Genomic DNA, 25,365 nt, shown 5'->3' with positions numbered 1-25,365 from the left:
AGGATCGATGGTTGCCGTTCCATTGAACCTTAGTATTTCTTCGGCGGCTTAAGACGCCAGACTTGGGTTTGCTTTAAGCTTCTTTGATCACTGCTTTTTTTAGCGGGACTTCGGAAGAATCCTCAGTGGTTCGTGATGTACGCTTGATAAAAAACGACAGCAGCAGGCCGACGACCCCAATTCCAATAATGACAACGTAAGCATCGTTAATTCCTTGGATGGTGGCTTCTAGAATCATATGTTCCTGGGTACCGCCTGTTGTGCCTGCGGCCATCATATCGGTCAGATGCGTCTTCGTCCGGTCCGTCATGACCGTGACCAGCAGAGAGGTTCCTACCGCACCTGCCACCTGTCTTACGGTATTGGAAATCGCCGTGCCGTGCGCATTCAATCGTGAAGGCAACTGGTTCAGACCGGCGGTCTGGATAGGCATCATCAGCAGGGCCATGCCGATTCGGCGACCGGTCGACATGAGCAGCAGATAGACATAGCTGGTCGAGTCTGTCAAATGGATGAAGCCGGCCGTGGTTGCGATCGTGATGATCAAACCGGCGATGGCGAGCCATTTGGCGCCGAACCGATCGAACAGCCGACCAGTGACGGGCATGAGTAAACCCATCACGAGCGCGCCGGGAAGCATCAGCAGACCGGATTCCAGTGCGGAATAGCCTCGCGCATTCTGGAGGTAGAGCGGAAGCAGCATCATGTCCGCATACATCACCATCGTTACCATGATGTTAATGACCGTGGTGAGTGAGAACATATTATACTTGAATGCCCGGAGATCCAGCAGGGGTTTCTTGGAAGTCAGCTGTTTCCAAACAAAAAGCCCGAGAGCTACGATGCCGACGGCAATGGACAGAAGAACTTCGCTGCTGGACCATCCTTGGCTACCTGCTAGGCTGAATCCGTAGAGCAGCGTGCCGAAAGCAATGGTTGACAGGAGGACACTGAGAATATCCATTTTGGAGCGAACAGGCTCCGAAACATTTTTCAGATAAACAAAACCGCAGACGATGACCAGGACGGCGAGCGGAATCATTCCATAGAACATCGTTTGCCATTTGTAGTTTTCCAAAATATATCCTGCTAGCGTAGGTCCGATCGCCGGGGCGAAAATGATGGCAAGTCCCATCATCCCCATGGCGGCGCCCCTTTTTTCCGGAGGGAACAACACCAAGATCACATTGGTTAGAAGCGGCATAATAATGCCGGCACCTGCAGCCTGGATCATCCGTCCTGTAAGGAGAACGGGGAAATTGGTCGCAATGGCGGACACGATCGAACCCGCGAGAAAGATCAGCATCGATGCCTGAAAAAGCTGGCGAGTGGTAAATCTCTGCATTAGATAAGCAGTAATAGGAATCAGAATTCCGTTGACCAGCATATAACCGGTAGTCAGCCATTGAGCTGTGGTAGCCGAAATATTAAAGTCAACCATCAATTTTGGCGTCGCCACGCTCATGACGGTCTGATTCAGTGTTGCCAGAAAAGCCCCCAATATCATGATGATTAAAATGGGGCCTTTCTTTACGGAACTGAAGGTTGTTTCCATACGGTTACTCAACTTACTCCTTTCTTTTCTCTCTAGATATAATTTACAATGTGTAGGATAATCAACATTGTATAAATTAGATTATAGTCAGAATGATTTAACGAATACAAACTACGATTTTTGTTGAAATGTAAAGTAATTTACGCATCACCTCAAAGTGTTCATTAAATTGGAGATCTACTGCATTATTTTAAAAATTGTATATTTAAATATGAAAAGAAAGGAATGAAAATGATGCCGGGCCATTCTAAGCATCCCATAGACCCTCGAATTATCCGTACAAGGCAGTTAATCAAGGAAGCTTTTATCGATTTGGTCCAAGAAATGGACATCGAAAAAATGACGATCAGCCGAATCGCCGACCGCGCAACGATTAATCGGGTTACGTTTTATCTTCATTATCGCGATATTCCGGATATGTTGGAAAAGATGGCGGATGAGATGATTGAAGATCTTCAGCTGGTATTAAACCAAGATGTCGCCGATGAAGAGGATTGGTTGATGCTGGTAAGGCTTCTTGAATATATCGCCGAACATGCGAAATTCTATAAGGTGGTCTTGGGTACGAAACGAGCCTCCGTCTTTACCGAACGGTTGTTAAACATGCTAACCGGGGTAATTACATCAAGAATCGAAATGAGGGGACCCGAATCATTGGTTTATAAATTGGGCATTCAAAAAGACATTGCCATTTGGCACGGTTCCTCGGCTCTAATCGGTACCATCGTGTCCTGGCTGCGGAACGATATGCCATACACGCCGACTTTTCTGGCAAAACAATTTTTTATGATCAATAATAAGGGACTATATTAAATTGAAGTCATTATGTTGCGCTTGTAATAATCAGGGATTCATCCATATTGTTAACTGGACAAACCACCTATGAATTCAGGGTTCTATCCTCTTTCTGGAGTAAGCATCGGCGTATGAAATTGAGGTCAAGCGCTCATCTTATGAGTGGAGGTGAACGTCATGTCTGGAAGAAACAACAAGCCGAAGAACGACGGACCTGCCTCTTCTCCTGGACGGCTCGATCAATTCGGCGAGAAGCTGACAGAAGATCAAGGCAACAAATCGACGAACCGGGGTAAAAACAACCGAAAGAACGGGTGAGTAGAGACCTTCGCCTTTTTTTCGGAGAGATTTCCAAAAAAAGAAACGGTGGCCTTTAACCGGCAGCCGTTTCTTTTTCATGCATGTTTCTCTACGCATGTCTAATCGCGTAATCATAAGATATTCGGGGCAATAATAGCATGGCATATCCATTCCTCGACATTTATAATGAATTCTATAGCCGCCCGGCAGCTAGGACCGGGCACGAAAGGGGGAATTCAGGCTTTGTCGCTAGTAGGTGAGGAACGCAAGACCTTCATAATGGATCTACTGAACCTGGAGGGTCAGGTCAAGACCTTCGATCTAGTCCATCGACTGGACGTTTCCTCCGAAACGATCAGGCGATATCTCGAAGAACTGGAGAACGAAAATCGTCTGAAGCGTGTTTACGGGGGAGCCGTCAAGATCAATCTGAACGGGGGAGAGCCTTCCTATCTGAAGCGCGAGGTGCTCAATGCGGAGGTGAAGAAGCTTATCGGCAAGGCAGCCGTTTCACTGGTTGAAGATAACGACGTGATTTTCATCGACGATGGCACCACCCCTCTGCAGATGATTCATTTTCTCATGAACCGCTCCAATCTGACCGTCCTCACCATGTCCATGCCCGCTCTTCACTTGCTCATCGAGTACAAGAACAAGGAGCTGTTCTCCGGCGAGATCTACTTGATCGGGGGCAAGGTGAACGCGACGCATTCCCGGGTGACCGGCTCGATCGCGGAGAAGATGGTATCGTTGTTTAATCCGAACAAAGCCTTCATTTCCATCGACGGCATCACCTTGAACAAGGGAGTAACGGCCTTCGATCCCGATCGGGGGCAATTGGCGAACCGGGTCATCGAGAATTCGAAGCAGACGATTATCATGACCGATGACACCAAGATCGGCTTGACGCAGCTGTATCGGATGGCGGACTGGCGGGACATCGACGTCGTCATTAGTAATGCGGCTCTGCCCAAGGGATGGGAAAGCACGCTGAACGACAACGACGTCACCTGGATCAAGGCGGAATAATGATATCGATTTGAAAATAGCTAAAAAGCCCCACCCTCGCTTATTCAGCGGAGGCGGGGCTTTTTGCGTTGCATAGCATTTCCCGTCGCCGGTTTAATCTACCTTATTCAAATGATTGAATTAAGTTGTAGATCGCTTGCGTTGCTTCTGCACGAGAGGTAAGAGCGGTTGGTTCGAAGCGTCCTGCTTGACGTCCCTTCAATAGATTCGCATGTAATGCTGCATTGACGTAAGGAAGCGCCTGTTGGCTAATTTTGGCTTCGTCAAGGAGGTTCGCAGGGGTGCGCTCGAGATTTTGTTCCGTTTGATGTTCGTAAGCTCGCACAAGCATTATTGCCATCTCTTCACGGGTGATGTTGCGATTCGGCCCGAATGATTGAGTTGATGCGCCAGTGACGATTTTTGCAGCATATGCCGCATTCACTTCATCTGCATACCATGCGTTTTCGGTTACATCGCTAAATGGAGATGCAGCCGAAGATGTAGTCAGACCAAGCGCTCTGGCAATGAGTGCCGTGAATTCTGCGCGGGTCACGTATTGGGATGGCGCAAAGCTTGAGTTCGTCACACCTGTAACGATATGCTTCGCTGTCAGTTCCCGGATCGCATCGTATGCCCAGTGCTGGGCATTTACGTCGTCAAATGTTTTTTCAAAGAACAATACCGCGTAGGGGCTGAAATGATCAAGTTCGATTTCGATCGCCGTGTTCCCCTGAACGAGTGTTCCTCCCAAGTATAGCGGGCTCTCGTTCTTCTGAATCCAATAAATACCGGCGAGCTTAGGATTCATCCCTCCAGGAATCGGGAACGACACCGTTACAGGTTTCGGAAATGCACTCAGGTTGTACGTTTTCCTGGATGCATCCGTTATGAAGATCGATAGATCGAACATGTTGCCGCCGAGCTTATAGCTGCCGCTGCCTGCCAGGCTTGCCTTCCGGAGCGTCTCATTTGCGTATACTGCTGCAAGCGGTTCGATTTTCACCGTAATCATTGCGGATTCATCAGCCGTTGGCAGCAAATGTCTTAATGCTTGCAAGAGATCGGCGGGGACGATCAGTTTAACGTTCTCGGCTTGGACGGTTAGGGTACGGCCATTCAGTTTATCCGTTTGCGACACGGGAATCATGACGCGGTTTTTACCTTCGGTCAGTTGAACGGATACGGATGGGCTATCGGCGTTCAGATCCTTATCTTGAATGGCGACGGCATCCGAAGGAAGCTCTGGGTTAACCTGAGGTTTAGATGGGAGTTCAGATGAGCCTCCGGATGAAGATCCAGTCGATTCCCCAGGCGACGTCTCGGTCGATGCTTTATCCCGATCGACGTTCACTACATATTCCTTGGTTGTGCTATGGTCGTGTGCTGTGACAAGGACGGAGATGCGGTTGTTCCCTACATTCAATTCAGGTCCTCCGGTAATGCGAACCGTTGCGGCGGGATCCTCTGCCGCGTAAGTGACTTGGGCTACGGACACTCCGTTGGATACGTTTAGGGTGTATTCAAGCTTATCCGGTGCAAAGTCCGCTACGGTCGTCCCGTTGATACGCAGATCCGTTAGGTTTGCATTTGACGATACCGCCTCAGGCAGCCTTGTGATTAGGATGTGATATGCAAGTTTTGTAATGCCATCTTGCGCTGTGACGGTCACAGTGATTGGATTCTCACCGATGACTAATGGGTCGCCGCCAAGAATTTCTACGGCTGCAGCAGGGTCCGCTGCCTCATACGTCACCTTGGTTACCGATGTCTCGTAAGGAACCGTTAGCGCATAATCGAGCTTGTCCGGCGCAAAATCTGCTATCGCTTTTCCATTTACGTTCAGCTGCAGCAGTGACGCATCGGATGGAAGAGGGGCGTCTGCCCGTTGTACATGGATAACGTAAGTTTTGCTGCTGCCATCCAGTGCGGTTACGACAACTGACACCAGGTTATCGCCAACCTGCAGATCCATTCCGCCGGTCACGTTGACGGTCGCATCAGCATTCTCTGCTGTGTACGTGACATCGACTGAAGTGGTAGAGTGAGATACGTTTATCGCATATTCAAGCTTATCCGGTGCAAAGTCAGCTACGGTCGTCCCGTTCACCTGCAAATCAAGCAACTGCGCGCCCCGGCCCGCGATCTTCTCGCCGGTAAAATCAATTTCGCTCATGCTGGTGAACTTCTTGGTTGTATCGGTATTATAAGTGCCTGTAACTAAAAATTTAACGTATCGACCCTGTACGTTTCTGTCGAGAGCGACAAAATCTTTGTATACGGAACCCGTCCAGGTTTTGCCGAACTCACCGGATACTTTATTCGCTGCGTCGCTCAGAAAGCCTGGATCACTCAGATCGGTTAGCTTGTCTGAAGCATACAGTTCAAATTCCTTGGGGAATTCCATCGCCGATTGATTCGGCCGGCTCGTACGTTGAATGCCGCTAAGTCGATAGGAGTCTTCCATGTCGATGATGACCCAATGCGGGAAATCAGCTACAGGATCTTGCCATTTGGAATGCCAGATGGTGGTCTGATCGCCGTCCAAAATGTTAGCTGCAAAGGCATCTTCATTGTCTGCATAGGAGCTAAAGGAATCGATGGTAAAGTCCGATTTTGGAAGGAAGTTGTACACCACGACTTCTTTCGCCGTTTGTAATTCCCACATTAAATCGATATAAGACTGGTCGATTGTGACTGCATCATCTCCTGCGCTCAAAGACTTCGCGGCAGTTAGCTGCCGAATCAGTGCTTCCTTCGCTTGCGCTGGAAGAGAAACTCCTGGCGTTGCAGAGACATACGTTATGAATTTCTCGGTCTCGGCGATTTTAGCCTTTAATTGTTCAAAAGAGTACTTCGTTTGTGTCATGTAGGAATCGGATAACGCTTTGGCTTCAGTAGCAGAGAGCGCGCGTTTCCATATTCTCAGGTCGTCGAGCGTCACGTTCGCTCCGCCGTTAGCTTTTTTGCCGTCCGCGCCAAGAATGATGTTATATGGCGTGTCCATACTTTCGGTCCCTAATGCGGAAATATCCTTGGTTGCCTTGGCAATGCCGTCGACGTAGCTTGTCGCGGTATTGTTCTCCCGGTCCACCGATATGGTAATGTGGTGCCACTCGGTTCCTACCCCGTTCGCGGAGGAGTCGATGCGTTTGCCACCCGAAGCCATGTTGAGTGTCATGTTATTGGTGGTGGCAGGACCGATATACCAACCCGCATTGCCTCCAGAATTCCAGTCTTTATTAGACAGAACGGTCTGGTCTCCTGCCAAATTGCCCATATGCCAGAACGATACGGTATAGCTGCCGCTTCCGAATTTCAGATCGGCGCGGTCGCCCAGATCAACATAATTGCCATTGCCGGCAGGAATGCTGATGGCTTTGCCGGATTTTCCTTCGACGAAGGAGACAGATCCAGCTTTGGTCGCGAGTCCTGTTACGCCTGCAGCGTCGTCACTTAAATCATCATCGAATTTCATATCGGATACGAGCTGTTTCCACATCGTTGCCGGATCGATCGGTGTTAATTCAGGCGGCGTACCCCCGGTCGTGAAGGAGGTTTGCAGCGGGGCGCTCTTGTTGCCATAGGCATCGACAGCAGTGACTGTAATGGAATAAGAGGTTGCCGCATCCAGTCCGGTCATCGGAATATTCATTTTGTTTGGAATCGGCGAGAAATAGTAATCCGATAGCACGTTGTAGGACTTGGAGATGGCCCCCGTGCGTTTGTTCAATATTTTGATTTCGTAGTGGTGCATGGATTGGTCATCTTTTGCTTGCCTGAATGAGAGCACAGGCGTGTCGTCCGCGCCGGTCGTTATTTGAAGCTCGGGATTCGACGGGAATTGCGGCGCGATTTGATTCCGGCTGTTCGACGTATAAGTGAAATTGCTTTTGATTTCTTCCTTGGTGTTGCCTTGCAGCTTCACGACCCACTTCTTGCCCGCAAGCGCGCCGGCACTGTTAAATGGTGCATTGGAAGGTCCTTGCCATTTGCCGTCTTTATAGATTGAACCAGGATCGCCATTGAATTCGACGCGCTCAATCTCGATGCGATCGGCGTATACCTCGATGAATTGGGCTTGGTTCACAGGGAATTCGAATCGTCCGTCTGCAAGACCTTCATCCGTGACGGCAGAATAGCCGTGGTCTACCTCGATATAAGACATCGATCCCAGGTTGATGGATGTAAAATCCTTCTGATGTATGGCCCGATCGTCATTGATATTCAAATGGGAGTGCCCGCTTAAGACGATGGCCTCCGGATAATCCTTCAGGTCCGTATAGAGGTTCGGGTTGGACGTCTGTTGGCCATCCATGACCGTGCCCGTAACGGGATGATGCAGCGTAATGAAAATCGGCTTGTTCATATTGGCCGGATCACTCGTAATTTCCGAGAGCCTGCTTTTCAGCCAGTTCCGCTGCGCGGTATCGCTGTTATAGTTGTTGCCATTCAGGAAGAAAAACGAATAACCGCCGATCGTCTGCTCGTAGTAGCCGTTGGGCTGTGTCGTGAACCATTCCGTCGGATAGTTATTGGTGGCCGTTGCGACCTTGTCGTCATGATTTCCCATTGAGAATTGAACGCGCGTATTCGTCATGTTCGTGCGCGCCAATTGTTCCTGAAAAATGTCCCGCACAATTGCGTGATTCGCACCGAGCCCGTCGCCGTTATCATTGATTGCGTCGCCTGCAATGACAATGGCGTCCGGCTTATTGAAGATCGAAGAAATAACGTCAAAATTGCTGGTATAACGGGCACGAACTTTTGCCAGAGCCTCTTCCGAATTGCCTTGTGGGTCTCCGCTAGAGGAACCGACGTGCACGTCGGACATCGCTACAAATTCAAGCAGGGGTTTCTCGGTTGTCTTAATGATGTAGCCGTAAGTACCCGCTGTGCTCCAGACGCCGTCTTTTAACGCCCTAACCGATACGTTCGTCGAATCCGTCAGAACAATCGGTGTTCCGTCGTACTTAAGGCTCGTGTCATCGGGAAGCGTCCCATCGAGTGTGTAAAAAATGGTTGCACCAGGGGTAGCACTGTTCAGCGTGATTGTCACGGACTGCTCATAGCGTCCGCCAGGTTTGGAAGCCACCGGCTTATCGACCGCGGCTGCAGCGAGTGCAGCTTGCGTATGCAAGGCTCCCGTAGAATACATAGCGGAAAAAGCAATCATTCCAGCCATGCACACGGATAACAATTTTTTGGCCTTCAAAATTTTAAATCCTCCTTCATGATGTCATTTGTGGATAAGGACGTAACGAGACTATAGCTGCGTGCCTGATCATTCAAAATGGGGCAGATGATGGATCATATGTCACAACTCCCTTCTGTTACAAAAAACAACTAAAAACAATATTTTAATTTGTGTTTATATTGTTTATGTTGTTTTTGATATAAACTTTACAGCAACTTTGTTCGATGATTGTTAATTGAATCCAGTTATTATGTAAAGATAGCTCTAGTGAACCGATTGTCATCATTTCATACTGCGATCACATTCCCCTAACAATTCAGGATTAGAGTAGAGGACAAACACGAGAAAGGCACTTTACATGGCTTTCATATCACGGTGTTATTTTCTTCTTGGAGGGAGTCACGAGGGTGTTTGGTTTTCTAAATGATTTTCGCACGATGGTAATCGGAATTTTGCTGGAGTCCCTGCCGTTTATATTGATCGGAGTTATTTTGTCAGCTTTGCTGCAGACCTTAGTCAGCGATCAGACCTTGCAGCGCTGGATTCCCAGAAGAACGATCACGGGCATTCTATTCGGCTGTCTGCTAGGTATTGTCTTTCCGGTATGCGAATGCGGATTGATTCCCGTCGTGCATCGGTTGATTCGCAAAGGGATGCCTCCGTACATCGGAATCGTGTTCATGATGGCAGGCCCCGTTATTAATCCGGTAGTCTTTGCGTCCACGTACGTAGCCTTTCCATCGCATCCGGAGATACCGGTCTTCCGTACACTGCTCGCATTTGCAGCAGCGGTTATCATTGGTTTGTGGGCCGCCCGGGTGAGAGGGGATTCCATGCTAAGAAACCCAGTAGATCCTGAGCTTGTATCTGTTCAAAAGAGCGGGCACCGCCGAAAAAACAAGCGTCAACACGGCCTAACTACTTCGCGGTCCAAAAACGCCGGGATGGCCAAATTTCATGAAACGCTAGAGCATGCAGCGATTGAAATGTTCGATGTAGGAAAATTCCTCGTGTTGGGTGCCACGATCGCTGCGCTGCTGCAGACCGTGGTTAGCCGCACATGGCTGCTGTCGCTTGGCGAGGGGGACGGAGTGCCGCAATTATTTATGATGGGATTGTCGTATGTCCTATCCGTTTGTTCGACAGCGGATGCTTTCGTTGCCGTGACGTTTAGTCCGGATTTCAGCTTTGGATCACTGCTTGCTTTTCTGGTGTTCGGGGCGATGTTCGACATCAAGAGCACGCTGATGCTGCTCAAAGTTTTTCGCGCCAAAACCGTATTCACCGTGTTAGCTCTTTCGGCCATTTCCGTTCTGGCCGGGTCGATCCTGATCGATCGGCTGTATTATGGATAAGTCGGGAATAGGAGGATTTCGATGAAAAATTGGTCTGAGTTTGCGCACCGAATCATTCGCGCTCTGATCTTGTCAGCATTCGCTTTATTTATCATGCACGCGCAACGGACCGATGCACTGGTTTATTTTATTGCGCCAAGAATGATGGTTTGGGTAAATTTTCTTGTGATCGGCATGTGTGTCCTGGCGGTGCATCAATGGTATCTTGCCGTAAAGAATGTGCTTCCAGGCCGGAAGCAGGAGCAAGCAAGCTGCGCTTGCGCTTCACATCACCATCATCACTCCAAGAGTGCGCTGATTGCATATGGAGCTTTGGCCGTTCCGGTGATGCTTACCCTTATTTTTCCGAATCAAGTGCTTGGAAGCCAAATGGCAGCTCAAAAAGGACTTAATTTAACGCCTTCTAGCATATTGCTCAATACCGCTGGCAAGGGAATTGAGCCACAATCAGGAATGAATGCCGAGTTCCCGTCGAATGAATCCACACGGCCTTACGCCAATTTAGCCGCAGAAATGATCCATAAACCAGTGATTCCGATCCCAGAGGATATGTATATTGAATCGCTTACTTCGCTGGATTTATACAGGGATCGTTTTGCAGGCAAAAAGGTGGAGTTGAAAGGATATGTGTATCGCATGAAGGGGATGGCCGAGAATCAGTTCGCCATCGGCAGATTCTCGATGCGCTGCTGTGTCGCGGACACGGTGCCTCTTGCGATGATGGCCGAACTGGGTGACGCCAAGGAGTGGAAAGACGATATGTATGTCGATGCGGTGGGTGAAATCGAATTACGATCATTTGGCGGGAAATCCGTGCCAACCATCGTCATTAAATCCATTACTGAAGTTGCGGACGAGCTGCCGGACAATCCTTATGTGTATCAGAACCCGTACTTTGGGGTTTAACTTCAAGAGTGTTAGACAACGCTAGTGGAATTGCATGCGTCGATTTTAAATATTTAATGATCATTCCATGCCGCTATGATCATTAGAAGGGTCTGAATCCTATTTGGATTCAGGCCTTTTATCCGTTTTTCCTTCGACATGCCGTTTCGAGATTATGGGATGATGGGCTTGCTGGGGCTGCGGTCGGGCAAAAAGTTGATTTTTGGATCATACAGTATGAATTGAGGGCGAAAGGTTACTGCTTACGCCGATTAAATCCATTGCCAAACCGCAGATCGGTTTGAATTCCACGGGCCTGCAAGCGTATTGGAAGCCATTTTCCGAAATTTGTGAACGCTCGCAGGAATACGGACGATTCATTGAGAAGAAGATGTCAATCCGCGGCCGAATCCACTATTTTGGGTTCGTGAACGAAGAAAGTATGGGACGAGGGGCGGGAGAGGTGTCATGTTATTACACACAATCAGGGAGGGTTCACGTTGTCGAACGAAATTGAAAAGGCTTACGAACTCGCAAGGGAGCAGTATGCCAAACACGGCATAGATACAGATCACGTTCTCGAACAGTTGGCAAAGATCAAAGTTTCGGTTCACTGCTGGCAAGGAGACGATGTCCGTGGGTTTCTTTTTCAGGATCAGGACTTGAGCGGCGGTATCTCCGTAACAGGCAGCCATCCCGGAGCGGCCAGAAACCCGGGTGAATTACGACAGGATCTGGAACAGGCTTTCAGCATGATACCAGGCAAACATAAAGTGAATTTGCATGCCATTTATGCGGATACGGATGAAGGGCCGGATCTGGACGAGATCTTGCCGCATCACTATGAACCTTGGGTGGCGTGGGCCAAGCAGCAGGGACTGGGGCTGGATTTCAATCCTACCTGTTTCTCGCATGAGAAGTCGGGGGACGGTTTTACGTTAAGCCATCCGGATGATGGAATTCGCCAGTTCTGGATCGACCACTGCAAAGCGTCCCGCAGAATTGGTGCCTACTTCGGAGAGGAGCTCGGACAGACCTGCGTGACGAATATCTGGATTCCGGACGGGTACAAGGATACCCCTGTGGATCGTATGTCTCCAAGAAAGCGGCTGATGGAATCGCTGGACGAAGTATTTGCGGAGCCTATCGATCCCGCATTCAACCTGGACGCGGTCGAAAGTAAACTGTTTGGCCTGGGTTCGGAAGCTTACGTTGTGGGTTCGCATGAATTTTATATGGGATACGGGATGAAGAACCAGAAGCTGATCTGCCTGGATGCCGGACATTTTCACCCGACCGAGACCCTATCGGGCAAGCTGTCCTCGCTTGCGCTGTTCACCAGCGGGCTTCTTCTTCACGTGAGCCGTCCCATGAGATGGGACAGCGACCATGTCGTCGTCATGGACGATGAATTGCTGGAGATCGCTCGGGAACTGGTACGGCATCAACTGCTCGGCAGCACGCATATCGGACTGGACTTTTTCGATGCGAGCATCAACCGGGTGGCGGCTTGGGTGATCGGAACGCGCAGCACGATTAAAGCGCTGCTCCGCGCCATGCTTGAGCCTATCGATGTGCTGAAGCAAGCTGAACTGGCGGGCGACTTTACGACGCGCCTTGCGTTAACCGAAGAATTCAAAAGCTATCCTTTCGGCGCGGTATGGGACTACTACTGCCTGAAGACAGGGGTGCCGGTGAGGGAAGCATGGCTGGAGCAGGCAAAGGATTACGAGCGGAACGTGCTTTTGCAGCGTGGTGCGCAGGTCTCTCCTGCGGTTGAATAGGGGGCGGGCTTATGAGCATCATCGCTTTTGATTTGGGTGCAAGCAGCGGCAGGGCTCTGGCCGGAGATTTAAAAGGGAATAGAATCCAAATTAAAGAAATTCACCGTTTTTCGAATGGGCCGATCCAACGCGGCGGTCATCTGTACTGGGACATTGACCATTTGTTCGCTCAGATCAAGCAAGGTCTGGCAAAAGCGAAATCGATGGGCAAAGAGCCTGACAGTCTCGGAATTGACTCCTGGGCTGTCGATTACGGGTTGATTGCCCAGGGACGGCTGTTGCAGGCTCCATATCATTACCGGGATCATCGTACGGATGGGGTGATGGATAGAGTTGGGGAAAAGATCGGCAGAAGCGAGATTTTCAGTAGAACAGGCATTCAGTTCCTGCCATTCAATACGATCTATCAGCTTGCGGCTATGGGTGAGCAGGAGCCGGAGGTGCTGATCAAGGCGGAGCGCTTCCTGATGATACCGGAGCTGCTCAGATATTGGCTGACGGGAGAGATGATCAGCGAATTCACCAATGCCACGACGACTCAACTGGTTCATGAAGCTACGCGTACCTGGGATGTTGAATTAATATCCCGATTGGGTCTGAAGAGGTCGTTGTTCGGGTCTTTGGTTCAACCTGGAACCCCTGCCGGACGGCTGTTATCTTCCGTTAGCGCCGAACTCGGATTGGGCACCATTCCCGTGATGGCCGTGGGAGAGCATGATACGGCATCGGCAGTAGCCTCGGTGCCAGCCATGGAATCCTCCTTCGCATATTTGAGCTGCGGAACCTGGTCCCTCCTGGGAACGGAAGTGGATCAGCCGGTTACGGGCAGGAAGGCACTGGATCTGAATTTCACGAATGAAGGGGGCGTCGGCGGCAAATACAGGCTGCTGAAAAACATTATGGGCCTATGGATCTTGCAGGAACTAAAGCGTGAATGGGACAGGAAAGGGCAAATCTATTCTTTTGAAGAATGGGTAGCCCTTTCCCGGCAAGCTCCTGCATTTGCATCATGGATCAATCCGGATGATCCCGCCTTTCTCCCCGCTGGTGACATGAGCGTCCGCATTCGTGAATTCTGCCTGAAGACAAAGCAGCAGGCGCCTGAGCAGCCAGGAGAGTTCGCTCGCTGCATTTTGGAAAGCTTGGCGCTGCAATACAGGCATGTCCTTGAGCAGACGGAGCTGCTGTCAGAACGAAGCTTTCCTGGACTTTACATGGTCGGGGGAGGCATCCGGAACGAGCTGCTGTGCCAGTGGACCGCGAATGCTATAGGAAGGCCGGTCTGGGCCGGTCCGATCGAAGGAAGTGCCATAGGAAACTTAGCCGTGCAGTGGATCGGCACGGGTGAGATCCGGGATCTGGAGGAAGCGCGGACCATCATCAGGAATTCGTTTGCGGTCAGGGAATATGAACCCGCACAAGGACCGCAGTGGCAGGAGGCTTATGACCGGTTTTGCGGACTTGGCGGGATGTAGTGTTGGAATACGCAGCCATGAGCAAGCTGGTAGAGCATACTGCCAACGCCGCCTGGCAAAGCTATATGAGCGATTTGCTGCTGCCGTGGGAGAATGGAGAGACGGCGAAGCGGATACCCGAAGCTTATTGTTTTGTCAGTTCATAAACATGCATATAAAGCTCGCAAACCGAAAAACCAGCCGGAAGGGACATCATCCCTATTTCGGCTGGTTTTAGTTTTTCCTTAGATCTAGACTATCTTCTTCAAAATTGCGTTGCTAAAAAAATTTAGGTCTGTATATCATCATATAGAAAAAGCCCCGTTACGATTCTCCTTAGAAATGTAGGATCATGCATTCAAGCTAACTATTCCGTGAACGAACTATTCTTTCGTAATATACTTTCTGCCGAGCAGCAGCATGGCGATGCTTAGAATCAAGAAATAGACGGGCATCGTCATCAAGGATTCATTATGGAGAGAACTCATGCCCCATGTCGTCAAGCTGACTAGCAGATAATATCCCAAACTGAACATTGCGCCTGCCGTTCCCGCCACATCGTGAAAACGGGCAAGAGCCAGACTCAAACAATTCGGCAGGGCGATCCCGGCCCCCATTAACAAAACAAATACACTCATTAAGATGCATCCGATGGCGACCGGATCAGGCATTGCTGTAACGCTGCTCATGACGGTTAACAACAAGGCTCCGGCGGTCATCACGAGACAACCCCAATGGATGATCTTTTCGGGAACTAAAACGTTCAATAGTCTCTTGGAGATCAGGGCACCCACAATCGATGCCAACGCCACCAGAATGCCAAGAAAACCGTAAATTCCCGGCGATAGATGAAAATGCTCCATGAAAATAAAGGGAGCTTCTGCGTAGTAGCTGAACAATACTCCGTTGATGCCTCCGATCAAGAGCCCGAAAACAGGCACTCTCGGGGATGCTACCATTCTTTTCAAGACAGGCAGCATCGAAATCCTTTTTCTAGTGGAAACATCGGTTGTTTCGGGCAGCCTGGCAGAGGCATAAATGAACAACAGGACGCTCATCACCACAAGGGTGAGGAAAACGGCCCTGAAGCCCAAGGCCTGGTCAACCCAACCGCCGATTAGCGGCCCTGCCGCGGGCGTAAAGGCGATGACGGCAGAGATTTGCGCAAACATGGCATGCCGCTGATGCCCCGAAACGCTTTCGCGAAGAATCGTTTGGGTGATGATCGATCCTGTCGCGGCTCCAAAAGCCTGAATGAAACGGCTAACGAGCAGCAGGCCGATGGATCCGGAAAAGAAACACATCAGACTGCCCAGTCCGTATACGATGAGACCTCCGAGCATGGCAGGCCTCCGCCCGATCCTATCGGACAGCCAGCCCCAGCCGAAGACGCCGAATGCGAAGCCGATAAAATAGATGCTTAGGGTGAGCTGCACCGCATTATTGGTGGCACCCAGCGCGATTGAAATATCAGGTAAAGAAGGTGTGTAGATCGTCTCGCTGATTTGCGGAAAAGCCACAAGTACGATCATTAACAGCAAAGAAGGTACTGTATATTTTTTCATTCCGTTTATGCCCTCCTACAGGCTCGTTATTTCAGATTCAGAATCAGGGAAATAGGAGCCTAGCTAGGGAAACGGGGGCATCATGACAGCAATACGGCCATAAATCATCATATGAGAACCGCCTTTTCGTTTAGTGGTAGGAGGGCTTGCTTGAATAACCGCTGAACGGATCAGAGGTCATCGGTATTTCGTTACATTCGGATTCACAAAAGGATACCATGCTTCCCGGGACAACTCAAGAATTCGAGAGGCAGGCCTTCTTAGAGAGGCGGTAAAAGCAAACATTCAACAAAATTATACATTTCCGATAGATTAAATTGGTATTTTTCGCTGCGCTGACGCGATTTTCGCGTAAAACCACGATTTGCCGAATAAAATCTATATCCCATTTTCCAAAAAAAGTTTTGCCTTCCTGACCAAGTGCCCTTATATTAAAAGTACAATCAACGTTCAATGTTCGTCTTTGGACATGAGCGCTGTTGAATATTCATGTTGGGAAAGGTGACTCTGCATTGAAGAAATCTATTTTTCAGTTGAACACAAGAACTGTGGTGACGATAGGCATCGGTGCGGCCCTGTATGGAGCCACCAGCTTTATTGGTATTCCCGTGGGACCCGATACCTCGTTACGTCCGGCGATTGCGCTGCTGGCGATTTTTGGAGCCCTGTTCGGCCCGGTGGTCGGGTTTATAGCGGGACTCATCGGCCACGTGCTGAATGACCTGCTGACCAGCGGTACGGTATGGTGGGGCTGGGCTCTTGGTTCGGGCATCACCGCCGCATTTATGGGACTTATTTTTCTCTCCAAGGGATTTGACCCGCAAAACGGTGCTTATAAAGGAAAACATATCAGTTTGTTTATCGTATACGGGATCGTAGGAATCATTTTGTCGCTTCTGTTCTCCGGCTGGTTCGATATTGCCTTCATGGGCGAGCCGTCCGACAAGCTGGTCGTACAGGTGACTGCCGCTTCGATTTCCAATATTATCGTATTCCTGGTGCTGGGCGTGCCGGCCGTGATCGGCTTTGCGAGAAGAAACGCCAAAGTCAGCAACCTGAGCGTCAACGAGTAGGTGCCTACAGCACCGAAGAGATAGGAGTTTTTAATTGTTATGCAGCCAATCATCTTGTTTCAACACTACGGATTTAAATATAAAAATCAGTCGGAGCCTACGCTGAAAGAGATTACGCTGGATATCTATCCGGGGGAGAAGATCTGGATCGCGGGACCCAGCGGCTCCGGCAAATCGACATTGGCCCATTGCATCAATGGGCTTATTCCTTTTACATACGGGGGAGAAGCCACTGGCAGTCTGAAAATCGATGGCCAGAATCCTTCCGATTTAAGCATTTTCAAATTGAGCCGCACGGTCGGGACCATCCTGCAGGACCAGGATTCCCAGTTCGTGGGGCTTACCGTCGCTGAAGATACGGCTTTCGTCATGGAAAATAAAGCGATGCCCCGCCCGCAGATGAAACAGGATGTGGCGGCTGCTTTAAACATGGTTGATATGCTGGAGTATATCGAGCACAGTCCGTATGAACTGTCTGGAGGCCAAAAACAGAATGTATCCTTGGCTGGCGTCCTGTCCACCGATGCAGATGTGCTTCTTTTTGATGAGCCTTTGGCAAACCTCGATCCGGCAAGCGGGCGCAAGGCGATGCAGCTCATCGACGATATTCACCGCCAGAGCGGAAAGACGGTTATCATTATCGAGCACCGCGTCGAGGATGTGCTGCAGCAGGCGGTCGACCGGATCGTGCTGATGAATGAAGGACGGATTGCCGCGATCGGCACGCCAGATGAGATTTTGTCTGCCGGCGTTCTGCGCAGTTACGGTCTGAGACCGCCGCTTTATGTCGATGCGCTCGAATATGCCGGGCTCTCGGTTGCCGGCGTGAGCGGCCTGAGCCGTCCGCAGGCGCTGAATATGCCGGAGTTAAAGTCCAAGCTGGATCTATGGAGCGAGCAAGCGGGGCTGGAACAAGAGCATGGGCAAACGAAGAATTTGCTCGAGGTTAACGGCCTTACGTTTGGTTATGATCCACAGAAGCCGGTTATTCAGGATGTTTCCTTGAAGATCGGCTCAGGTGAGATTGTTGCCTTGCTAGGCAATAATGGAGCCGGAAAGTCGACCATTTCGCAGCTGATCACGGGCATTCTGAAGCCGCAGGCCGGCGGACTGCTGTATGACGGACAAGATATGAACTCCTGGTCCATCCGCCGTCGCGGCGAGGCCATCGGTTACGTTATGCAGAACCCGAACCGGATGATTACGCAGCATATGATTGCCGAAGAGGTGGGACTTGGACTTAAGGTCAGGGGAGTCCCTGCGGCAGAAATCAAGGAGCGTGTCGAAGAGGTACTGCGGATCTGCGGCTTATATCCGTTCCGCAACTGGCCGGTCTCGGCGCTTAGTTACGGGCAGAAAAAGCGGCTCAGCATTGCTTCCATTTTGGTACTGGAGCCGAAACTGATCATTCTGGACGAGCCGACCGCAGGACAGGATTATCATCATTACAAGGAATTCATGGATTTCATCGAATCCTTATCAGGCCTCGGCATGGGATTTCTTCTGATCACTCACGACATGTATTTAGCGCTGGAATATGCAGCGCGGGCTATCGTTCTCAGTGGCGGACGTGTTATTGCCGAGGCTTCGGTTGCGACTGTGCTGAGCAGTCCGGATATTACGGAAGCCGCACACTTGAAGGAAACCTCGCTGTCCTTGTTCGCGAAAGCGAACGGGCTGGCTTCGCCGGAGCGGTTCGTGCAGGCGTTTATCAACGAAGAGAAAAAGGGGAAAGGCCATGAATAGAACGGGAAGCCTCTATGTAACGGGGAACTCGCTGTTTCACCGGCTGGACGGAGCTGTTAAGCTGGTGTTGTTTATGGCCTGGACGGTCATGACTTACATGTTTTTGGATCTGCGGGTGTTTGTTCCGATGTTGATTGTAGGCATTGCGCTGCTCATTACCGCAGGGATTCCTTTTAAGCGGATGGCTTTTTTGTTCTGGCTGATGATTATCTTCACCGTACTGAACGGGATTTTCATCCTGCTGATTACGCCGACCTTCGGAACCCGGCTTACCGGAACGGATACACCGGTTATTCCGCTTGGCTATAATACGATTAATACGGAAACATTGTTTTACGTATTAACGTTGTCAGCCAAATATTTGACGCTGCTGCCGATCACGATCCTGTGCATTTTCACGACACAGCCCAGTGCATTTGCAAGCAGCCTCAACCGCATCGGCATTCCCTACAAGATCGCCTATGCGGTCAGCATTGCGCTGCGTTATATCCCGGACCTGACGGAGGAGTTCCGCAGCACTTTGAATTCGATGCAGGCCCGCGGCATGGGCATCTCGAAGGAGGACGGCAGCATCAAGCAGCGTTTGCGCAACCTGGCTGCCGTGGTTGTGCCGGTGCTGCAGTCTGCCCTGCACCGCATCGATTCGGTTACGAATGCGATGGAGCTGCGGGGTTTCGGTACGCAGAAGTGCCGCACCTGGTACAGCGGGAAAAACATGGAGCCGGTGGATTGGACCATCGCAGTTCTGGGAGTTGCATTGCTTGCAGCAGGGATCTGGCTCAAGGTTGCCGTGCTTAAGCATTTTTGGTATCCATTTTCATGATGACACCGCGCTCGGAATTTCCGGGCCAAGAGAAGCTGGGGAAGCCGCCGTCCGGCTTCTCTTTTTTCGCCCTCGTTATAGCGATATTCATTATGATACAATAAGCGGGCATGAATAGAGGAAAGGGAGGTTAGCCCATGAAAGCTCTAGTGTTTGACCGTTTTGGAGGACCGGAGGTGCTGGAATACAGAGACATCCCGGAACCCGTCATTTCGGATGGTCATGTCATCGTGAGGATGAAGGCAATCGGCCTGAACTTCGCCGACATTTACCGCAGAAAAGGAAATTATCATTTAACAGGAACGCCTCCCTATATTCTTGGTTATGAGGGAGCAGGCGTCATTGAACAGGTGGGTGCCGGCGTGAGCGGCCTGAACGTGGGTGACCGCGTTGCTTTTGCCGATGTGCCGTTTGCCAATGCGGAGCTTGTGTCAGTTCCTTCCGACAAGGCCATTCCGCTGCCTGATGATATATCGTTCGAACAGGCCTCTGCCGTACTGCTGCAAGGACTCACCGCGCATTATCTCGTTCACGACAGCTACCCGGTACAAGCCGGGGAAGAGGTTCTCATCCATGCCGCCGCTGGGGGCGTGGGACAGCTTCTCATCCAATTGTGCAAGGCAAAAGGTGCACGGGTATTCGGTCTTACCTCGAGCGACGCCAAGAAAAAGGTGGCGCTTGAAGCCGGGGCGGACGAAGTGATGCTGTATCAGGAAGACTGGGTGAAGGCTGTGCCTGCATGGTCGGCTGGCTTCGAAGGCGTTCATGTGGCTTATGACTCCGTAGGCTCTACGCTGATGGACAGCTTTGCCGCCGTACGGAAGAGAGGAGCGGTCGTATTCTACGGAATGTCGGGTGGCGATCCGGAGCCTGTCGATCCCCGCATGCTGATGGATACCTCCAAAACCTTGACTGGCGGGGACCTGTGGAATCATGTCACGACAAGGGAAGATCGGATTTGCCGCGGCGATTCGCTGTTTGAAGAGATCAGGGGAGGCCGGTTAAGGTTGGGTGAACCGGCCCGTTATCGGCTGCATGAAGGGGCGGAAGCTCACCGGTTTTTGGAAGGGCGCAAGAGTACGGGCAAAATTTTATTGATTCCGTGATTTTCTTATTTGTTCAATAGACATAGCCAATCCGTTTACGGGTTGGCTTTTGTCATTGGCCGGCATCTTATGTATATTGAATAGAGGAGGGGATAGCATGAACCGTACCACAATATTGATCGCAGACGACGAGCATGAAATTGCTGACCTGATAGCATTACATTTACAGAAAGAGGGTTACCACTGCATCACTGTACATAATGGGCAGGACGCAATTCAGACCGTACATACACAGCCCGTTGATTTGGCCATTTTGGACATCATGATGCCCAAGTTCAATGGCTATGAAGTGACCAGGCAGATCCGGGAAAAGTATTATTTCCCCATCATTTTTTTGAGCGCCAAAGCGTCCGATCTGGATAAAATCGAAGGATTGGTCCGCGGGGCGGATGATTATATGACGAAGCCATTTAACCCGATGGAGCTGGTGGCCCGCGTGAATGCCCACTTGCGGCGGACTATGCAGCTTACGCAAATGGCCACGGCGAGCAAACCGATAATTGAAGTTGGGGGCTTGATCATTTATCCGGAGCAGCGCACCGTGGACCTGTACGGTAAAACGATCGAGCTCACGCCAAAAGAATTTGATATTTTATACTTGATGGCCAGACACCCGAAGAAGGTATTCAGCGCCGAAAATATTTTTGAGCAGGTGTGGGGCGAGGATTATTTCGAAGGGGGCAATACGGTCATGGTTCATATCCGAACGCTGCGCAAAAAGCTGGACGAGGATAAGAACAAATTCATCAAAACGGTATGGGGGGTAGGTTATACGCTCCATGCGTAGAATTATACACAGCTTTCGAACCCGAATGATTCTGCTGTTGATGCTTAGCATGCTTTCGTCCGGGGGGATCACGTTTGCTATCTATAAGGTGCTGCAGCTTTATTATCGTTCCGAGGTGCTGTATGAGAATCCGCTGACGCAGATCCGGTATTTTATGAGGGATGTAGGCGATGTGAACGCCTTTTTGATTATTTTTGTTCCCCTTGCCATCTTGTTTTTCTTTCTGTTTACGAAGCCCTATGCCACCTATTTCAAGAAAATATCCCAGGGAATTCATCACTTGGCGGAAGGGGACTTTTCTCATGAGGTCCGGATTTCTTCGAAGGACGAGTTTGGAACGATCGGTAAAGACGTCAATATCGCGATGAGAATGCTTCAGGAAGCGGTCGAAAGGGGAGACTACGCGGAAAGCAGCAAGGATCAGCTGGTGTTGAACCTGGCTCATGATCTTCGCACGCCGCTGACTTCGGTCATCGGGTATCTGGATCTTATTCTTCAGGACCCTGAGCTGAGTCCGGACCAGGCGAAGCATTATACGACGATCGCCTATACCAAATCGCAACGGCTGCAAAAGCTAATCGATGAGTTGTTCGAAATTACCCGGATGAATTATGGCAGAATGACGCTGGATAAAAGGCGGTTTGATCTCAGTGAGCTGTTAATGCAGTTATGCGAGGAGCTGTATCCCGTTTTCGAGAAAAACGACATGACAGCCCGCCTGGCCGTGGCCCGGCCGCTGAACATCACGGCGGATGGTGAGCTGCTGGCGCGCGTGTTCGAGAATCTGCTGACGAATTCGGTCCGCTATGGAAGCGATGGCCGTTTTATCGATGTTCGAGGCTTTATCGACGAGGAAGAAACGGTTGTCCAGGTCATCAATTACGGAGATTGTATTGATCCGGAGGATCTGCCGCATATTTTCGATATGCTGTATACGGGGGATAAGGCCAGAACGCAACCATCCGGAAGCACGGGTATAGGTTTGTATATAACCAAAAATATCGTGGAGCAGCATGGAGGGACGGTCTCGGTACAGAGCGGCCCGATAGAAACGCTTTTCGAAGTCCGTCTGCCCTCAAGCGAAGCCTGATTCGAACAGCAAATTTTAATCATGAATTGCTAAAACGAGGGTGGACGAGCTGAATATTCCTCAGAACCCGGATTTATGATACATTTATACCAAGTTCGATAGATCGGGGTTGGAACAGGTTGCTGCATAAATTCGGATTTTCACAGTATGAGAGCAAAGTGTATGAAACGCTGGCTGCGACGATGCAGCCAATGGACGCGACGATGATCGTCAAGCATTCCGGCGTGCCGAAAGCGAAAATTTATGAGGTCATCTCCCGGATGGTGGAGAAGGGGATGGTGCTGGAGTCGATTTCGGAAAAGAAAAAACTCTACACGGCACTTGCCTTGCCGCTGGTGATCGAGAAACTGACGGCCGAGTTCAAGTCGGACATCAAGGAACTGGAGCAGCAGAAACTGCAGAAAGAGATCGTGGATGACCGCGTGTGGAGCCTGAAGGCTGATACGTCCATCGAATCGCAAATCAAGCAGATGCTGGTAGATGCAGATCGATCTATCCGGTATTCCTCTTGGAAAGAGGATTTCCAGAAGTATTTGCCTATTCTTGAAGAAAAGGAACGGGCGGGAGTTCGCGTAGAAGCGCTGGCTGTCGGGGAGATCCATAGCGGTCTAAAGAATCTGGTGATTATGGAGCCGAATGAGGAGCATGTATCGCTGGAGCGGTTCAGGCTGCTGATCGTCGACGATGCGGAAGTAATCTTTGCCGGCGTGGAAAATGAGGCCTGGCAGGCTATCAAGACCCGATCCCAGCCTTTTGTGCGCGTCTTTACGGATTACTTCTACCATGATGTGCTCTTGAGCAAGATTACAACCAAATATAATGACGTCTTAATGAATGATACCGAAATCATGAACCAGCTTCTGCAGTTGAGGTACTAAGATTCTGGGGCATGGGCTGACTGGCGGATAGAGTAACTCTATCCGCTTTTTCATGCTTAAATTTCTTCTTGATGATAAAATGCATATAAGTTACTATTACGGTAGTAACCTTGGAGAGATGCAATATGCGACAACTTAGAGAAGGGGAGAAATTGCTTATGAATTATAAAATTTACATTCTGGCGATTGCCTGCTTTGTAACGGGGATGGTAGAGCTGATCGTCGGAGGCATTCTGGATCTCATCTCGGGAGATCTTCATATATCACTCAGCGCTGCCGGGCAGCTTATCACGCTGTACTCCATCGTGTTTGCCATATCAGGCCCGCTGCTGCTTACGGTCACGGCCCGCATGGAACGGAAAAGATTATACCAATATGCGTTGCTGGTGTTCATTATCGGCAATGTGATTTCTTCGTTGAGCCCCAATTTTATCACGATGGTGATTGCACGCGTCTTATCGGCGGCGAGCAGTGCGCTGATTACGGTGTTGTCGATTACGATGGCTTCGCAAATGGCGGAGGAGCGGTATAAAGCGAGAGCAATCGGCATTATTTTCATGGGTGTGAGCGGTTCGCTTGTGCTTGGTGTTCCGTTAGGCATGATGCTGGGAAATGCTTTTGGCTGGCGAGCTCCGTTTATCATGATTACGATGCTGTCGATCGTATCGCTGATTGCGATCCAGCTATTCATACCCAAGACACAGCCCGAAGCACCCATTCCGCTGCGTCAGCAACTGGCTTCCCTGAAGAATGGGAAAATTATTTTCGGCCAACTCATTTCGGTCCTGATGCTGACAGGTCATTTGACGCTGTATGCTTATTTGACGCCTTTCCTGCAGGAGACACTGCATCTTGGAGCGTCCACGCTCAGTTTGTTTTATCTGATCTTCGGGATTGCGGCCGTGATGGGCGGCGGATTCGGAGGCTGGGTAACGGATAAGTTCGGTGCAGAAAAAAGTATTCTGGCAATCGTGAGCGTGTTCGCCGTGGTGATGTTCCTGATGCCGCTTTCGACGGTTTCGGTGTATGTATGCTTGATTGTTATGATCGTATGGAGCGCCTTAAGCTGGTCGATCTCGCCTTCGTTACAGAGCTACCTTATCCGATCCGCTCCGGAGTCGGCTCATATTCAGCAAAGCCTGAACACTTCGGCAACTCATATCGGCATTGCGCTGGGATCGGCAATCGGTGGCATTGTCATCGAAAGCTCATCTGTTTATTACAACGCATGGGTTGGAGTCGTATTCGTTATTCTTGCGCTGGGTTCTGCGTGGATGTCCATCAAACGGAAGACAGGCATGAACACTTCGGATACCGCTTCGGCGGCTCATCATGTACAGTGACGTGTGAGGAGGGAATGCTGCTGCGGAAGACCGCAGCGGCGCTGATATGAGTGGAGGATATCTTTTTGAATCGGCCAAATGCATGGCCTTAACGCTTCAGCTCATGCAGGGCAGCGCGGCAACCGGCCCTGTGGAAGAATCTTTGTTGGACTACCGGCTGGTGAATGAATACCGGGCGGAAGCAACTTTTTGGCAGGAAAACACTCATGGCAGCGGAATCGAAGACAGCATTGGCCGCAACTCGCTGCTGGATTTTTATGAGAAGTTGGCCGTGCTGAGAAATGACGCCCTAATTAACGATCTGCTCACCCATGGGGATTTCAAGCTTGCAGCGCAGGAGGATGCGCATGTTTTCGCCTTTGAACGGAGTCTCAAGGGCCGCCGGTTCCTGATCGTATCCAACTGGAGCAAGGAGTTCCTTGATTTTTCATTAAGCAAAGATTGTTTAGGCGGCGACGTGCAGGTATCCGTATACCCGGAGACCGTGATGGCAAAGCAAATGAAGCTGCGCCCTTACGAAGCATTTGCGGTCTTGATATAACTGGAAAGGCTCATTATATGATAAAAGACCGAATTCTCATGCTGAGAATAACGGTCTTTTTGTCATTTCCGAATCCTTGA

At 50.2% G+C, this 25,365-nt stretch carries 20 protein-coding genes; 17 read left to right on the top strand and 3 right to left on the bottom strand.

What is annotated here, in order from left to right; all coding sequences use genetic code 11:
* Positions 1–73 precede the first annotated feature (73 nt).
* A complete protein-coding gene (locus GRF59_RS08890; RefSeq protein ID WP_160498202.1) occupies positions 74–1,555 on the bottom strand; it encodes a DHA2 family efflux MFS transporter permease subunit in 1,482 nt (493 codons plus the stop codon).
* 234 nt (positions 1,556–1,789) lie between these two features.
* Here GRF59_RS08890 and GRF59_RS08885 point away from each other — a divergent pair, with 234 nt between their 5' ends.
* The 3 genes from GRF59_RS08885 to GRF59_RS08880 all read left to right on the top strand — a co-directional run bounded on the left by GRF59_RS08885 (position 1,790) and on the right by GRF59_RS08880 (position 3,679).
* Positions 1,790–2,368 (top strand): TetR/AcrR family transcriptional regulator, encoded by a 579-nt coding sequence (locus tag GRF59_RS08885; RefSeq protein WP_160497221.1) that lies wholly within the window; start codon positions 1,790–1,792, stop codon positions 2,366–2,368.
* A 159-nt stretch (positions 2,369–2,527) separates the two neighbouring features.
* Positions 2,528–2,668, top strand: coding sequence for a hypothetical protein (locus GRF59_RS29355; protein ID WP_202128517.1), 141 nt, complete (start codon positions 2,528–2,530; stop codon positions 2,666–2,668).
* A gap of 225 nt (positions 2,669–2,893) precedes the next feature.
* Positions 2,894–3,679, top strand: a complete 786-nt coding sequence (locus GRF59_RS08880) for a DeoR/GlpR family DNA-binding transcription regulator (protein ID WP_160498201.1) — start codon at positions 2,894–2,896, stop codon at positions 3,677–3,679.
* Positions 3,680–3,782: 103 nt separating this feature from the next.
* On the opposite strand, the gene GRF59_RS08875 is transcribed toward GRF59_RS08880, so the two are convergent.
* The gene (locus GRF59_RS08875; protein ID WP_160497220.1) at positions 3,783–8,873 is read right to left on the bottom strand and encodes a cadherin-like beta sandwich domain-containing protein; all 5,091 of its coding nucleotides are present in this window, start codon (positions 8,871–8,873) and stop codon (positions 3,783–3,785) included.
* A 389-nt stretch (positions 8,874–9,262) separates the two neighbouring features.
* On the opposite strand from GRF59_RS08875, the gene GRF59_RS08870 reads away from it, so the two are divergent.
* The 5 genes from GRF59_RS08870 (at position 9,263) to GRF59_RS08850 (ending at position 14,500) form a co-directional block, all read left to right on the top strand.
* Positions 9,263–10,210 (top strand): permease, encoded by a 948-nt coding sequence (locus GRF59_RS08870; RefSeq protein WP_341480030.1) that lies wholly within the window; start codon positions 9,263–9,265, stop codon positions 10,208–10,210.
* Between the two features lie 21 nt (positions 10,211–10,231).
* Positions 10,232–11,116: a TIGR03943 family putative permease subunit gene (locus tag GRF59_RS08865; protein ID WP_160497218.1), complete on the top strand. Its 885-nt coding sequence runs from the start codon at positions 10,232–10,234 to the stop codon at positions 11,114–11,116.
* A 479-nt stretch (positions 11,117–11,595) separates the two neighbouring features.
* Positions 11,596–12,879, top strand: coding sequence for an L-rhamnose isomerase (rhaA, locus tag GRF59_RS08860; RefSeq protein ID WP_160497217.1), 1,284 nt, complete (start codon positions 11,596–11,598; stop codon positions 12,877–12,879).
* A gap of 11 nt (positions 12,880–12,890) precedes the next feature.
* Positions 12,891–14,354 (top strand): rhamnulokinase, encoded by a 1,464-nt coding sequence (locus GRF59_RS08855; protein ID WP_160497216.1) that lies wholly within the window; start codon positions 12,891–12,893, stop codon positions 14,352–14,354.
* Positions 14,333–14,500, top strand: a complete 168-nt coding sequence (locus tag GRF59_RS08850) for a hypothetical protein (RefSeq protein ID WP_160497215.1) — start codon at positions 14,333–14,335, stop codon at positions 14,498–14,500. Before GRF59_RS08855 ends, GRF59_RS08850 begins: the two co-directional genes overlap by 22 nt.
* Positions 14,501–14,716: 216 nt before the next feature.
* Here the strand turns inward: GRF59_RS08850 and GRF59_RS08845 are convergent, their stop codons facing one another.
* Positions 14,717–15,898 (bottom strand): multidrug effflux MFS transporter, encoded by a 1,182-nt coding sequence (locus GRF59_RS08845; protein ID WP_160497214.1) that lies wholly within the window; start codon positions 15,896–15,898, stop codon positions 14,717–14,719.
* A 533-nt stretch (positions 15,899–16,431) separates the two neighbouring features.
* On the opposite strand from GRF59_RS08845, the gene GRF59_RS08840 reads away from it, so the two are divergent.
* The 9 genes from GRF59_RS08840 (at position 16,432) to GRF59_RS08800 (ending at position 25,285) form a co-directional block, all read left to right on the top strand.
* A complete protein-coding gene (locus GRF59_RS08840) occupies positions 16,432–16,971 on the top strand; it encodes an ECF-type riboflavin transporter substrate-binding protein (protein WP_237391685.1) in 540 nt (179 codons plus the stop codon).
* A 39-nt stretch (positions 16,972–17,010) separates the two neighbouring features.
* Positions 17,011–18,717 carry an ABC transporter ATP-binding protein gene (locus GRF59_RS08835; protein ID WP_160497212.1) on the top strand — a complete coding sequence of 569 codons (1,707 nt, stop codon included), beginning with the start codon at positions 17,011–17,013 and terminating at the stop codon, positions 18,715–18,717.
* Positions 18,710–19,540, top strand: a complete 831-nt coding sequence (locus tag GRF59_RS08830) for an energy-coupling factor transporter transmembrane component T family protein (RefSeq protein ID WP_160497211.1) — start codon at positions 18,710–18,712, stop codon at positions 19,538–19,540. The genes GRF59_RS08835 and GRF59_RS08830 overlap by 8 nt, the downstream gene beginning before the upstream one ends.
* Before the next feature lie 137 nt (positions 19,541–19,677).
* Positions 19,678–20,646 (top strand): quinone oxidoreductase family protein, encoded by a 969-nt coding sequence (locus GRF59_RS08825; protein WP_160497210.1) that lies wholly within the window; start codon positions 19,678–19,680, stop codon positions 20,644–20,646.
* A gap of 97 nt (positions 20,647–20,743) precedes the next feature.
* A complete protein-coding gene (locus tag GRF59_RS08820; RefSeq protein ID WP_160497209.1) occupies positions 20,744–21,433 on the top strand; it encodes a response regulator transcription factor in 690 nt (229 codons plus the stop codon).
* Positions 21,426–22,523 carry a sensor histidine kinase gene (locus GRF59_RS08815; RefSeq protein ID WP_160497208.1) on the top strand — a complete coding sequence of 366 codons (1,098 nt, stop codon included), beginning with the start codon at positions 21,426–21,428 and terminating at the stop codon, positions 22,521–22,523. The genes GRF59_RS08820 and GRF59_RS08815 overlap by 8 nt, the downstream gene beginning before the upstream one ends.
* 119 nt (positions 22,524–22,642) lie before the next feature.
* Entirely contained in the window at positions 22,643–23,401 is a 759-nt protein-coding gene (locus tag GRF59_RS08810; RefSeq protein WP_160497207.1) for a TrmB family transcriptional regulator, read from the top strand.
* A gap of 158 nt (positions 23,402–23,559) precedes the next feature.
* Positions 23,560–24,744, top strand: a complete 1,185-nt coding sequence (locus GRF59_RS08805; RefSeq protein WP_160497206.1) for an MFS transporter — start codon at positions 23,560–23,562, stop codon at positions 24,742–24,744.
* Between the two features lie 46 nt (positions 24,745–24,790).
* The gene (locus GRF59_RS08800) at positions 24,791–25,285 is read left to right on the top strand and encodes a hypothetical protein (RefSeq protein WP_160497205.1); all 495 of its coding nucleotides are present in this window, start codon (positions 24,791–24,793) and stop codon (positions 25,283–25,285) included.
* Positions 25,286–25,365: the final 80 nt, after the last annotated feature.

It is taken from the genome of Paenibacillus dendrobii (assembly GCF_009807035.1).
Lineage (GTDB): Bacteria > Bacillota > Bacilli > Paenibacillales > Paenibacillaceae > Paenibacillus_AQ > Paenibacillus_AQ dendrobii.
Note: the sequence above shows the minus strand (reverse complement) of the source record. Positions and strands in the feature narration are given on the sequence as shown.